13 protein-coding genes and 1 pseudogene are annotated in these 12,747 nt (G+C 30.1%); 7 read left to right on the top strand and 7 right to left on the bottom strand.

What is annotated here, in order from left to right; translation table 11 throughout:
* Positions 1–22 precede the first annotated feature (22 nt).
* Positions 23–1,207, top strand: a complete 1,185-nt coding sequence (locus tag WAO56_RS04085) for a MalY/PatB family protein (RefSeq protein ID WP_422143174.1) — start codon at positions 23–25, stop codon at positions 1,205–1,207.
* A gap of 87 nt (positions 1,208–1,294) precedes the next feature.
* Here the strand turns inward: WAO56_RS04085 and WAO56_RS04080 are convergent.
* Positions 1,295–1,555: pseudogene (locus WAO56_RS04080) on the bottom strand (winged helix-turn-helix transcriptional regulator).
* Between the two features lie 123 nt (positions 1,556–1,678).
* Between WAO56_RS04080 and WAO56_RS04075 the strand changes: the two are divergent.
* The 3 genes from WAO56_RS04075 to WAO56_RS04065 all read left to right on the top strand — a co-directional run bounded on the left by WAO56_RS04075 (position 1,679) and on the right by WAO56_RS04065 (position 3,149).
* The gene (locus WAO56_RS04075) at positions 1,679–2,308 is read left to right on the top strand and encodes an SDR family oxidoreductase (protein ID WP_422143175.1); all 630 of its coding nucleotides are present in this window, start codon (positions 1,679–1,681) and stop codon (positions 2,306–2,308) included.
* A 144-nt stretch (positions 2,309–2,452) separates the two neighbouring features.
* Positions 2,453–2,614 (top strand): hypothetical protein, encoded by a 162-nt coding sequence (locus WAO56_RS04070; RefSeq protein WP_422143176.1) that lies wholly within the window; start codon positions 2,453–2,455, stop codon positions 2,612–2,614.
* A gap of 25 nt (positions 2,615–2,639) precedes the next feature.
* Positions 2,640–3,149 (top strand): hypothetical protein, encoded by a 510-nt coding sequence (locus WAO56_RS04065; protein ID WP_422143177.1) that lies wholly within the window; start codon positions 2,640–2,642, stop codon positions 3,147–3,149.
* Positions 3,150–3,172: 23 nt separating this feature from the next.
* Here the strand turns inward: WAO56_RS04065 and WAO56_RS04060 are convergent, their stop codons facing one another.
* A complete protein-coding gene (locus WAO56_RS04060) occupies positions 3,173–3,523 on the bottom strand; it encodes a hypothetical protein (protein ID WP_422143178.1) in 351 nt (116 codons plus the stop codon).
* A 167-nt stretch (positions 3,524–3,690) separates the two neighbouring features.
* Between WAO56_RS04060 and WAO56_RS04055 the strand changes: the two genes are divergently transcribed.
* Positions 3,691–4,149 carry a GNAT family N-acetyltransferase gene (locus WAO56_RS04055; protein ID WP_422143179.1) on the top strand — a complete coding sequence of 153 codons (459 nt, stop codon included), beginning with the start codon at positions 3,691–3,693 and terminating at the stop codon, positions 4,147–4,149.
* A gap of 37 nt (positions 4,150–4,186) precedes the next feature.
* Here WAO56_RS04055 and WAO56_RS04050 read toward each other — a convergent pair whose 3' ends face one another.
* Complete coding sequence (locus tag WAO56_RS04050) at positions 4,187–5,641, bottom strand: aminoacyl-histidine dipeptidase (RefSeq protein WP_422143180.1); 1,455 nt, start codon at positions 5,639–5,641, stop codon at positions 4,187–4,189.
* A 9-nt stretch (positions 5,642–5,650) separates the two neighbouring features.
* A complete protein-coding gene (locus tag WAO56_RS04045; RefSeq protein ID WP_422143181.1) occupies positions 5,651–6,871 on the bottom strand; it encodes a DUF819 domain-containing protein in 1,221 nt (406 codons plus the stop codon).
* A 469-nt stretch (positions 6,872–7,340) separates the two neighbouring features.
* On the opposite strand from WAO56_RS04045, the gene WAO56_RS04040 reads away from it, so the two are divergent.
* On the top strand, positions 7,341–7,631 hold the full coding sequence (locus tag WAO56_RS04040) for a hypothetical protein (RefSeq protein WP_422143182.1): 291 nt from the start codon (positions 7,341–7,343) through the stop codon (positions 7,629–7,631).
* 99 nt (positions 7,632–7,730) lie between these two features.
* Positions 7,731–8,504, top strand: a complete 774-nt coding sequence (locus WAO56_RS04035; protein WP_422143183.1) for a VanZ family protein — start codon at positions 7,731–7,733, stop codon at positions 8,502–8,504.
* Positions 8,505–8,574: 70 nt separating this feature from the next.
* Here the strand turns inward: WAO56_RS04035 and fdhF are convergent, their stop codons facing one another.
* From fdhF to WAO56_RS04020, 3 genes are read right to left on the bottom strand one after another with little or no spacing between them, the layout of a single operon-like run.
* Complete coding sequence (fdhF, locus tag WAO56_RS04030) at positions 8,575–11,310, bottom strand: formate dehydrogenase subunit alpha (protein WP_422143184.1); 2,736 nt, start codon at positions 11,308–11,310, stop codon at positions 8,575–8,577.
* Positions 11,311–11,320: 10 nt separating this feature from the next.
* On the bottom strand, positions 11,321–11,776 hold the full coding sequence (locus tag WAO56_RS04025; protein WP_422143185.1) for a ferritin-like domain-containing protein: 456 nt from the start codon (positions 11,774–11,776) through the stop codon (positions 11,321–11,323).
* An 8-nt stretch (positions 11,777–11,784) separates the two neighbouring features.
* A complete protein-coding gene (locus tag WAO56_RS04020; protein WP_422143186.1) occupies positions 11,785–12,738 on the bottom strand; it encodes a 2Fe-2S iron-sulfur cluster-binding protein in 954 nt (317 codons plus the stop codon).
* Positions 12,739–12,747 lie beyond the last annotated feature (9 nt).

Raw genomic sequence — 12,747 nt, 5'->3', positions numbered from 1 at the left:
GATAAGTGAAAGGAGATAGTCTATGAAATACGATTTTACAACAAGTCCAAATAGAAGAAACATGGGCTCTGCAAAATGGAAACAAATGCTAAACTGGTCACCTAATATTCCAAATGATATAGTTCCCTTATCTGTAGCAGATATGGAACTGGATAATCCTCCTGAAATAAAAGAAGGTTTGTCTAAATTTGCACTAGAAGCCGTTTACGGCTATACAGTACCTACCGACGACTATTATGAGGCAGTAATATCTTGGATGAAAAGAAGGCATAACTTTAATATAGAAAAGGAATGGATAGTTACAACACCTGGCGTAGTTACAGCATTTTATAACGCTGTAAAGGCATACACCAACATTGGTGATGGGGTAATTATTATGACTCCTGTCTATTATCCTTTTTATAGCTCTATAGAAAAATCTAAAAGAAAGTTAATTAAAAACCCATTACTAAATAAAAATGGTTATTATGAAATAGATTTTGAAAATTTAGAAAAATTATGTAAGGAAGAATCAAATAAGGTAATACTCTTTTGTTCTCCTCATAATCCTATTGGTAGAGTATGGAAGAGAGAAGAACTGGAAAAATTAGAAAAAATCGTATTAGAAAATAATATGATAGTAATATCTGATGAAATACACCATGACCTAATTCTACCTGGAAACAAACATACAGTTTTTCAAACATTATCAAATGAAATTGCAGAAAGAACAATAACCTGTACTGCACCAAGTAAAACCTTTAATTTAGCAGGGCTTGCCTGTTCAAATATAATAATTAAAAATGAAGACTTGAGAAATAAATTTATAGAAGAAATGGGTAAATCAGGCTCTACAATGGTAAATATCTTTGGTTATGAGGGATGTAAACTAGCCTATAATAAATGTGAGAACTGGCTAGAAGAACTACTAGATTTAATATCTACCAATAAAAATTTAGTAGAAAATTTCTTTAAAGAAAAATATCCGAAAATAACCGTTACCAATATGGAAGGTACCTATTTGCAATGGATTAATTTTAAAGCGCTTAATATGGACAAAGACCAACTTGAAAACTTTATGCACAAGGAAGCCTTTTTTATTACAGACGAAGGCTATATTTTTGGTGAAGAAGGAAGTGGATACGAAAGAATTAATTTAGCAGTAGCAACTGAGAAATTGAAAATATGCTTAAAATATTTAGACAGGGCATTAGAAAAAGTATATTAATAAAATAGCAGAATAGAATTTATTTTCTACTCTGCTATTTTTCTGTAGTTTCATTTTTATAATTTTCTCCCCAAATACGAAGAGGATCTAAAATAGGCTTAAACTATAGCCTGTTTCTGTTAATGTATATTCTACTTTAGGAGGCACTTCAGCGTAGTCTTTTCTTGTTAAAAGTCCCATTTCCTCCATTTTTTTTAAATTTTAAGTTAAAACCTTTTGAGAAATTGTTCCTATGGATTTTTTCAACTCTCCAAACCTTTTAGTTCCGTCAATTAAATCCCTAATTATTAAAACAGACCATTTATTAGAAATTAATATTAAAGTCACTTCTACTGGACAATCTGGCATATTCTTCATTTAATTACCTCCAATAAAAAAAGTGCTTGCTTTACAAATACTACTATAGCAATTATTATAAAGATACAAACAACATATTTCAATAAGCAGAAGAGCCTAAAAGGAGGAAATCCTATGAAAATTGGAATAATAGCCGCTAATGGAAAAGCAGGAAAGCTTATAACAGCAGAAGCAGTAAAAAGAGGACTTGATGTAACAGCAATAGTTAGAGGTGAAAATAAAACAGAAGCAAATAAAGTCATTAAAAAGGACATTTTTGATTTAACCTATGATGATTTAAAGGATTTTGATGTAATAGTCGATGCTTTTGGAACCTGGTCTAATGAAACCTTTCCTATACACTCTACAAGCTTAAAACACTTAGCAGATCTTTTAAGCGGAAAAGAAAATAGACTATTAGTCGTTGGTGGTGCAGGTAGTCTTTATGTAGATAAGGAGCATAAAACAAGATTAATGGATAGTCCTGATTTTCCTGATGCCTTTATGCCTTTAGCAACTGCAATGGGAAAATCTCTAGATGAATTAAGAAAAAGACATGATGTTAAATGGACATATATTAGTCCTGCTGCTGATTTTCAGGCAGATGGTAAAAGAACCGGAGAATACTTACTAGCAGGTGAAGAATACACTACAAATGCTAATAATGAAAGTGTAATAAGCTATGCTGACTATGCTATAGCAATGATTGACGAAGCAGTTAAGGGAAACCATATTCAAGAAAGAATATCCGTATTAAAAAAATAATTTATAAATAATAAAAATCTAATAATAAAAGGCGTATATGTAAATAAATTTACTGATTTATATATACGCCTTTTTTAGTAAATTTGCCAAAACTTAACTATTGTGTTATTCTATTAGTACATTAATAGTTGAGAGGTGTAAAACATGACAAAAATAAGAGAATTTAAAAAAACTATTGTATTGTTTTCAATGATTTTAATTGCATTGGTTATTATTGCTTACAGTGGAGATTTTAATGAATTTGGATTGGAAAATACAATTGCTGAAAATACTCTATATGAAAATACCACCTATACCTTAGAATAATATAAGAAATTAAAAGAAGTTATATATGAAAAAAAGAGTTTTTTTAATTTTAACTATAGCTATTGGTTTATTTGTTTTTTCTAGTTGTAATTCAAAAAACAATAATGTAAGCTCAGAAAAACCGGCTAAAAAAGAATCCGAAATTGAAATAGTCGATCTTTTAAATAATAAAGTTTTAAAGAAAATCAGAGAAGAGGATGAGGAATTTTCAAAAATTACTACGTTTTTCGAAAAATTTGAAGATGCTATTGATGAAGAGGAATATGAATCTTTAGAAGAAAATATAGATTCAATAAAGGATATTTTTTCTCCTTCAAAAATACCGGATGGTTCAACAGAATACTTAGAATTTAAATTTTACCAAAGTAAAATAGAAACGGTTTTAGGTAAAAATAACGATAAAATGTTAAATGGTATGAATGTTATTTTATACAAGGACAGTCCCTACATAAGTATGAAAATTTTAAATACTTTTGAAATGAATTTTAAAATATCCCAAAAAGATTATGACTACTTAATAGAACTAGCAAGCTAAATCCAATTTGTGATTTAGCTTTTTTATTTAAAGAATTTTTCTAAAATTTTCCTCTTTTTTAATATTTTTGCAATAATAAACTTAACAATAAGTAATACAATAATAAAAATAGTTAATGGAAGTTTATATTTATTATAAAGATTTGTAAAAATAAAATAACTTAGAAGTATTGTTACAACTAATGCTAAGAAATCTAAAATAATAATCCTATAATAATTTTCTTCCCTTATGAAATTTCTCATGTAATTGTTAAAGTCCACTTTCCTGTCTAATAATTTTCCAATAGCAAAAGGAGCTAATATAAATATAGCCATAAATAGTTTAGAAATAGTAGATAGTATTATTATATATAGTATTAAGCCAATTATTCTCATGATTTTTCTCCTAAATATATTATATATTCTAATAAAGTATATCAAATATTTAAAATTGCTATAATAAAATGTAGAATATTTAATTTATTAAACTATAATTATTGGTATTATTATAATGGAGTTTTTTACTGCTTACTATAGTTTAAAATAATACTATTGGAGATACTATGATAAAAAAAATTGAAAATATAGATACAAAAATTAAAATATCAAGCTATATATTAAATGATTTATCTAATTGGTTTGGCCTAGCTGAAAGCACTAAGGAATATATTGAAAAAAGTTCAAAAATGGATTTTTGGACATACTATATAAATAATTCCCCTGTAGGTTTTATAGCTCTTAAGGAAACTAGCACTAGTACTGCAGAAATCTATGTTATGGGAATTTTAAAAAAATATCATAAGCAGGGTATTGGTAAAAAATTATTTAATGAATTTTTTAACTTTGCTAAAAATAAGAATTATGATTTTATTCAGGTAAAAACAGTAGCTAAAGGATTTTATAAGGAATATGATGCTACTAATGTTTTCTACAAAAGATTAGGCTTTAAAGAACTGGAAGTTTTTCCAACTCTTTGGGATAATTGGAATCCTTGCCAAGTTTTAATTATGGCTATAAATTAAAATATAGGAGTACAGTTTTATTGTACTCCTATATTAATTAATAATCCTTTAAGTTTTTTAAAAGTTCTTTAGTAAATTCCCATGTTCTTTCAACAGATGAAATTGACAAATTTTCATTAAAAGTGTGAACATCTCTTAAATCTGGACCATAGCTTAAAATATCTAATTCCTTTTTCTTTGCCTTTATTATACCTGTTTCTAAACCACAATGGGCGGCACTAATTAAAGGCTCCTTATTAAATAGCTTTTTATAACTTTTTATTGCCAAGTCCCTAATTCTTGATTGGTCACTAAATTCCCAAGCAGGATATTCTTTTTCAACCCATGATTTTGCATCTACTAAGTCCGCTAATATTTCTATTTCATTTAATTCGTCTTTTAAGATACTATCTACACTGGACCTTACACAGGACATAAAAGTAATGGATTTTTCTGAATTAATTATAACTCCAATATTAGAACTACTTTGAACCAAATCCTTAATATTCAAATCCATATCCCTTACTCCGTATAAGATTAAATTCATGAAATAAATAAGTCTTTTGGTCAAATCCTTACTAAAAGCTAAGTCTATACTTTCTATATATTTTCTTTCAATTAATAGGTTCTTATCGGAAAATTTATATTCATTTCTTAACACTTCAGAGAAATTATCTATAATTTCCATTGCCTTTTCTAAATCAGCTTCTTTAATAGCTATTATTACATTTCCAGTATTAGCTATTGCATTGTGTTTAGACCCTCCTATAAGTTCGGCAATTCGAAAATCTATTTTCTTTTTTAATTCATAGAGAATTCTTCCCATTAACTTAATTGAATTACCTCTTTGTTTGTGGATTTCCATACCTGAATGACCACCAAGTAATCCTGAAATACTTATTTCTATTCCAACTCTGTCCTTTATTTTCTCATATTCTTTTTTAAATTCAACATAGGAATTAGCCCCACCTGAACAACTAGCTAAAAATACACCTTCTTCTTCAGCATCAATATTTAAAAGTATATTTCCAGAAAGTAGTTTCCCATCTACTGCATTTGCACCATCCATTCCCGTTTCTTCATTAGTTGTAATTAATACCTCTACATTAGGGTGTTCTATACTATTGCTATCTAAAATAGATAAAGCATATGCAATAGCTATTCCATCATCTCCTCCTAAGGTTGTATCTAAGGCTTTTAACTTATCTCCTTCTACAATCCATTTTATAGGATCACAGGTAAAATCATGTAAACTATTTTCTGTCTTTTCGCAAACCATATCCATATGGCCCTGAATAATAACAGTTGGTGCATTTTCAAAACCTGGTGTAGCGGATTTTTTTATAATAACATTGTTCTCCTTGTCCTGAAAATACTCTAAACCTCTTTCCTTAGCAAAGTCTACTAAAAAATCGGATATTCTTTTTTCATCACCTGAACATCTTGGTATCATAGATATTTCATTAAACCATTTGAAAACCTCTAAAGGCCTTAAGTTCTTATAATCGTTCATATTAACCTCTTATCCTAACATAGTTCCTACAAATATACCGAAATAATTTCCTAATACATAACCTAGGGTACCGACTAGTAAAGCAGGTCCAACTAGTGCTGTCCATCCCTTAGCAATAGCCATAGCTGCAGATGTAGTTGGTCCTCCTACATTGGCATTTGATGCTACCATTATTTCCTCTATGGAAAATTTAAATAATTTCCCTAAAATTAATGAAACTATTAAGTTAATTCCAACAATTAAGGCTGCTACTAACAATAACAATGGAGCTTCTTTTAAAATTAATGAAATAGATGCTGGTGCTCCAATAACAGCAAAGAATATGTAAATTAAAAATGTTCCTATTTCTTGACTTCCTGGTAATTTCCCAAAGAAATTTTCAAATACTGTAGCTAATATCATAGTAATTGTTGTCATTATTAAATAAGAATTACTTAACAAACCATTTGCTAAAGTTAAGAAAAATTGTTCTCCTGGTGCTGGCTTAGGAATAACAGTACCAAAGAAATCTGCAATTAAATTGGAGACTGTAACAATTACAAAAGCTGAAGCAATTACTAGTGCAATATCCTTTAATGAAATTTCCTTTCCACCCCAATACTTTGCAGATAGTGTTTCTGTATCATCTTCAGGATTAGATTCTTTTTCCAACTTATCAATATAAGGGTGTCTATATTTTTTTAAGAAGAAATTCATAGTTGGTATAATAATTAGCACAAAGAAATATAAGGCCATTAATAAATTATCTGCAACTAAGGCTGCTGAATTTATTTCCTTACTAACACCATATTCATGGGACATTGCTGCAAAGTTAACAGAGCCTCCTATGTATGTACCTGTAAACATTGGTATTATTTTATGTAATTCTGGTATAAGATTTTTAAAAACACCAAAGGCAGCAAAAGATCCTAAAACTGTTCCTAATGCACTAAAAAGATACATTATTAAAAATTTTCCTGTTTCCTTACCTATTTTCTTTATATTTGCTCTAAATAATAACATAGGTACAGCAAGTGGTACTACATAATCCCATACATTATCATATACTGATGAGTCTGTAGGAATCACCTTTAAATTCGCCAAAATCATGACAAATACTAGGGCTAAAATACAACCTGTTACTTTGTTTGCCCATTTGTACTTTTGCTCTAACACTATAGCTAAAGCTGCAGCAACAATTAAAATTGTCCATAGTGCCCAAACATTGTCTGGACTAATCAACGTTTTCATAATGTCAACTCCTTGTTTTTATTTTGTTATCTAGAAACAGATAACTTTCAAGTCAATTGTAACATCTAGTCATAAAGTAGAGTAATTAATTAAATATTTATTGTAGTTTTACAAATAATAATATTATATGTATTTAATTTACTGAATATTTATTATAAACTAGCCTTTATTTTATAAAAACCTATAGAATTTCTTAATAAGTAAACTAGGCTTAACCTTAGTTTTCTCACAATCTCTTGAATGTTTAGAAAACCGAATATTTGAAATAAAAAAATTAAATACATAAATATTTTATTTTACATTTTTTTAATATTTTATATTAATTTTGCTATAATTTAACTTATAAAACAAAAATCTTAAATACACTCTATTAAAGCTAAAATTTATAACACTTTAACATAAATTAATCCATAACGAGTTTCATTATGGCAATAAATTAATTTAAGCTATACTAGTAATAGGTGATATTATGAAATATAAAAATCCCAATATGAAAAAAATTAGAGGTGCACATACCCTTTTGGTTTCTTGTGGCTACTGTAAGTACCCTATTGCTAAATACCAAAAAGTAGGAAATAGCGGCTTAATTAAAATGTATAATGAAAGAATTATTGAAGGTAATATAGATTTTTCAAAATACCATGGAGCCTTATTTTGTCCTAATTGTAAGGAACAAATTGCTACAAGATACATTACCAAAAGAGACAAAAAAGAAGCCTATAGACTTCATCATGGAAAATTTAACAAGAAGAAGATTTAAAATATAATTATCTACTTATTAATCTTAGTAAACATGTAACTCTTTCTTAATAAATATGTAACTCTTTCTTGTTAACATATTTATTAGGAGGGATGTTATATGGTTGATTTAGTAATTAGGGTTTATGAAATAGTAACTGTAGCTTTACCATTTTTATTAATCTACTTTATTTTTAATAGAGATAGAAAGAAAAGTTTAAAGGGCTTTATACCCTATTTAATTTTTATAATATATATCTATAAGGTTTTAAATGTAACTGGATCTGGTGCAATTTACGAAGGAATGCGAAGAAATTTCAAAATTTCTTCAGACCAAATAAATTTAATTCTATTTTCACAAAGTAATGTTTCCCTTTTAGGTATTATAGGCCTTATATTACCTATACCTATTGGTTTTTTATGCCTACACTTTATGAAAACAAATAAGAAAAAATTTAACTTGAGTTTAGGAATTATCTATTTGTTTCTTTTATTTTTAGGAGTGGTTTTCTCCTTAGTCAAGGGAGGAAGTATTATTGGACATAGCTTAAATATAGTAATGTTTATTCCTTTTGGTTTTCTTCTACCTTATCTATGGGAAAATACCAATAATTTAATGTCTGTTACAATATATAGTTTTTTCTTCTCTCTTGTAATAGAATTAAGCCAACTTCTAAATGCAAGGGCTACAGATGTAGATGATTTATTAATGAATACCCTTGGCGGTATAATAGGATTTATTATTTTTAAAATGTATTGTAAGATTAAATCTAGAAGTAATAAGGAAATGATAAACTCTAAACCTAGTCCAGCTATTTATATTGGTGCAATGTTTCTAGGAAAATTTCTTTTATATGACTGGATGGTTTTATTAAAATTATTTTACGATTTTTAATAGTCTTATATTTAGAAGTCTTTTTTAAAATTACAAAACCAGTAAGTACATAAGTACCTACTGGTTTATTTTATTTAGCCATTTCTACATCATCTAAATAGGTTGGTAAAACTAAATTTTCCGGAATTACATCTAGTTTTTTAATACTTACTGCTGAAACTTTATATTCTGCAGTTAAGGTTATAGGGTCAAGGGCGTCATTTGTTAATTCATTTACTGGAGATTCCCAATAATGTAAGGTCATAAATATAACACCTGGTTTAACCCTGTCTGTTATAGTAACTCTTGTACTAACTTTACCTCTTCTAGATTTTACTTCTATAGCATCGTATTCTTTTAAGCCTAATTTTACAGCATCAGCCGGATTGATTTCCGCTAATTCACAAGGTCTAATATTATTTAAGGCTTCAGATTGTCTAGTCATTATATTGTAATGATATAACATTCTACCTGTTGAAAGTAACATAGGATACTCTTGGTCAGTTAATTCAGCTGGTGGTTTATATTCTGCCGGTTTCAACAGTCCCTTTCCACGAGCAAATACTCCCTTATGTAGGAATTTAGTTCCCGGATGGGTTTCTGTTGGACATGGCCACTGGATTCCAACTTTGTCTATTCTTTCATATGTTATACCCTTATAGCTTGCTGTAGACTTTCTAATATCCTCAAATACTTCTCTGGAATTTTTAAAGTCAAAGCCTTCTACTCCCATTGCCTTAGCAATTGAAGAGATAATCTCCCAGTCAAGTCTTGCCTCTCCTGGAGGATTTGTTGCCTTTCTAACCCTTTGAACTCGTCTTTCAGTATTTGTAAAAGTACCTTCTTTTTCAGCATAACAGGTTGCAGGAAGAATAATATCTGCAAATTTAGCTGTTTCTGTTAAAAATATATCCTGTACAACAAAGAAATCTAAATTATCTAAAGAAGCCTTTACATGATTTGCATTAGGGTCTGAAAGAACTGGGTCTTCTCCCATTACATACATTGCTTTTACTTTACCCTCATGGGCTGCATCTAACATTTCAGGTATTCTTAAACCCTTATTTCTTGTTAATTTAGTATTCCATATTTTTTCATATCTTTGAATTGTCTTTTCATCATAAGCATTTTGATATCCTGGGAAATTATTTGGTAAGGCAGCCATATCACAAGCCCCTTGTACGTTGTTCTGTCCCCTCATAGGGTTAATACCTGCTGATTCATGACCTAGGTGGCCAGTAATCATAGCTAGATTAGCTAAGGACATTACATTTTCAGTACCTGTTGTATGTTCTGTTATTCCCAAAGTATAGAATATGCCGGCTTTTTTAGAAGAACAATACATTTTAGCAGCTTCATATAACATATCTTTTCCAATTCCTGTAATTTCTTCAACTACATCTGGCGTATATTTCTTAACTACTTCTTTTAATTCTTCAAAGCCTTCTACTCTTTTTGCTATATATTCATCATCTGTTAGGCCTTCTTCAATGATTATATTCATTAAACCATTTATTAAAGCCACATCAGAGCCAGGATTTAATGGCATCCATATATCTGCCATATTTGCTAATTCCGTTTTTCTTGGATCTACTACAATTAATTTCGTACCATTGTATTTAACTGTACGCTTCATCTTATTTCCAATAATAGGATGAGCCTCTGTAGCATTTGAGCCTATTAAGAAGATTACATCTGCACCTTCTATTTCTCCAATGGAGTTAGTCATAGCTCCACTTCCTAGTGTAGTTGCAAGACCTGCAACTGTAGGAGCATGTCAGGTCCTAGCACAATGGTCAACATTATTAGTTCCAATAGCTACTCTCATAAATTTTTGGAAGGTATAGTTGTCTTCATTTGTTGTTCTTGCTGAACTTAGTCCTGCAATTGCATCTGGTCCAAATTCATCTTTTATTTCCGTGAACTTTTCAGCTATTGTGCTAATAGCCTCATCCCAAGAAATTTCAACAAATTCCCCATCAACCTTCTTTAAAGGTTTCTTAAGTCTATTTGGACTGTTAATTAAATCCGTATGACTTCTTCCCTTAACACATAATGATTTTCCATTAACAACAGCATCTTCTGCCGGAGTTACACCAATAACTTTGCCCTTGTGAACATTTAAATCAAAGTTACAACCTGTACCACAGAAAGGACATGTTGTTCTAACTTTTTTAACTTCCCAAGGCCTAACGCCAACTAGCTGTTTATTCATAATTGCCCCTGTTGGACAAACGGAAATACACTGTCCACATAGACGGCAATTCTCGTCAGATAATGGTAAATCAAAACCTGCAGCTATTTTTGATTCAAAACCCCTACCTACAAAATCTATAGCTGTAGTTACTTGAACTTCCTTACATACCCTAACACACTTACCACATAGTATACACTTCGACTGGTCCCTAATAAGTACAGGATTTCTTGCTTCTATTTCATAATCTTTTCTAGCTCCATGAAAGCTAGGTCTAACATCATATTCATAGGCAAGATTTTGTAAATCACAACTTCCTGTTTTATCACATGTTAAACAATCCTCAACGGGATGATTCGATAATAAAAGGTCTAAAACCATTTTTCTTGCATTTATTACAGTATCTGTGTTAGTTCTAACAACCATTCCCTCTTGAACTTTAGTTGAACAGGAGGCTACTAAGTTTCTAAAGCCTTCAACTTCAACTACACAAATCCTACAACCACCAAATGGTTTCAAACTATCATCATGGCAAAGTGTTGGTATTTTTATGCCTACTTGTTTACAGGCATCTACTAAAAGTGTTCCTTCTTTAACGGAAACATCTATTCCGTCAATATTAAGATTAATCATATTATCACCTTTACCAAACTTCTCTATATCCAACATTTATATAAATATCCTCTAATCTTGTTTTATGCATTTGCTCCATATTTCTTAAACCTATAAATACAGATTTTTTATCGTTTTCAGTTGCTGCATCTGCTAGGGCTTGGTACATATCCATAGCTTCATCCTCTCTTTTAATAGCCAAGGCTATTGCATCTTGAAAATCCATATCTGTAGTTAACTCAGGTTTATCTATAGTGTCTGCTATTTTATAGTCTATTGACTCCTCTAAGTCTATAGTTTCGCAATGAGATTCCTTAAAATCCTCTAAGAATTTCTTATGTTCTAACTCTTCCTTTGCTAAATCTGTAAAAGTTTCTTTTAAGGTTTCATCTTTTATTTTGTTAGCAGCATCTGTATAAAATTCATAGGACATTACTTCTTCATTTATAGCGTAATCAATAATCTCATTAAATTCTGACCTATTCATAAGCTCTCCTATTCATCTAATTTTATTAATTTATCTAAAACACCATCAAGTCCAAGAACTTCTCCCCAACTTGATTCTACAAACTCGTTTTTATTTTCTTCATAAACCTTTTTAAATGGTTTAGCCGGTTCTTCAACATATTCCAATTCCGTTAATAAACGTCCCTTTAAACATAAAGGTCTTCCATTTTCCGGATGTAAGGCATTAACAGCTACAACCTTTCCATCTTTTTTCTGTACTTCCATGTTACATCCATAATCACAGGATTTACATTTAACTTGTTTAGTTTCTAACTCCCAAACCCTACCTGCTCTGTAGGCTCTTCTGTCTACTAAAGCACCAACTGGACAAACAACAACACATCTATTACAGGAAACACAGTTTGAAGCTTCCAAGGAAGTATCTGAATCTGCTACAACCTTTGTATCGAAACCTCTTCCACCAAAGTTTAAAATATTTCTATCAGGTACAACTGCACAAGTTCTTACACACTTACCACAAAGTATACATTTACTTTCATCCCTTAATATATAAGGACTGGAAGTGTCGGTAAAACCTGCTGTTTCTGAGCCACGTCTTGCACCGTCATGTACTCTAAACTGTACATCATATCTGTAGGCATAGTCCTGTAGTTTACAACTACCGTTTTTACTACATGTTAAGCAGTCACTTGGATGGTTGTCTAACATAAGTCTTAAAATTGTTTTCCTAATATTAACAACTTCTTCTGATTCGGTATATACTACCATTCCCTCTTGAGCTGGCGTTGAACAAGCTGTAACAGGTTTATTAAAACCCTCTATTTCAACTACACAAATTCTACAAGAAGAAACAACAGGTAGGTCCTTATCGTAGCAGAATGTAGGAATTTCAACACCTGCTCTTTTAGCAGCTTCAACTAAATTCAATCCTTTTGGAACTGTAACTTTCTTTCCGTCTATTGTTAAGGTTATTAAATCCATTTTTACCTC

The organism is Miniphocaeibacter sp. (assembly GCF_049276255.1).
Lineage (GTDB): Bacteria > Bacillota > Clostridia > Tissierellales > Peptoniphilaceae > Miniphocaeibacter.
The sequence above is the reverse complement of the archived record's forward strand: the minus strand, read 5'-3'. Positions and strand labels throughout refer to the sequence as shown.

What these genes read in the sequence shown, in the direction of transcription:
- WAO56_RS04085 (WP_422143174.1), top strand. Translation starts at nt 23, where the DNA reads ATGAAATACGATTTTACAACAAGTCCAAATAGAAGAAACATGGGCTCT.
- WAO56_RS04075 (WP_422143175.1), top strand. Translation starts at nt 1,679, where the DNA reads ATGAAAATTGGAATAATAGCCGCTAATGGAAAAGCAGGAAAGCTTATA.
- WAO56_RS04070 (WP_422143176.1), top strand. Translation starts at nt 2,453, where the DNA reads ATGACAAAAATAAGAGAATTTAAAAAAACTATTGTATTGTTTTCAATG.
- WAO56_RS04065 (WP_422143177.1), top strand. Translation starts at nt 2,640, where the DNA reads ATGAAAAAAAGAGTTTTTTTAATTTTAACTATAGCTATTGGTTTATTT.
- WAO56_RS04060 (WP_422143178.1), bottom strand. Translation starts at nt 3,523, where the DNA reads ATGAGAATAATTGGCTTAATACTATATATAATAATACTATCTACTATT.
- WAO56_RS04055 (WP_422143179.1), top strand. Translation starts at nt 3,691, where the DNA reads ATGATAAAAAAAATTGAAAATATAGATACAAAAATTAAAATATCAAGC.
- WAO56_RS04050 (WP_422143180.1), bottom strand. Translation starts at nt 5,641, where the DNA reads ATGAACGATTATAAGAACTTAAGGCCTTTAGAGGTTTTCAAATGGTTT.
- WAO56_RS04045 (WP_422143181.1), bottom strand. Translation starts at nt 6,871, where the DNA reads ATGAAAACGTTGATTAGTCCAGACAATGTTTGGGCACTATGGACAATT.
- WAO56_RS04040 (WP_422143182.1), top strand. Translation starts at nt 7,341, where the DNA reads ATGAAATATAAAAATCCCAATATGAAAAAAATTAGAGGTGCACATACC.
- WAO56_RS04035 (WP_422143183.1), top strand. Translation starts at nt 7,731, where the DNA reads ATGGTTGATTTAGTAATTAGGGTTTATGAAATAGTAACTGTAGCTTTA.
- WAO56_RS04025 (WP_422143185.1), bottom strand. Translation starts at nt 11,776, where the DNA reads ATGAATAGGTCAGAATTTAATGAGATTATTGATTACGCTATAAATGAA.
- WAO56_RS04020 (WP_422143186.1), bottom strand. Translation starts at nt 12,738, where the DNA reads ATGGATTTAATAACCTTAACAATAGACGGAAAGAAAGTTACAGTTCCA.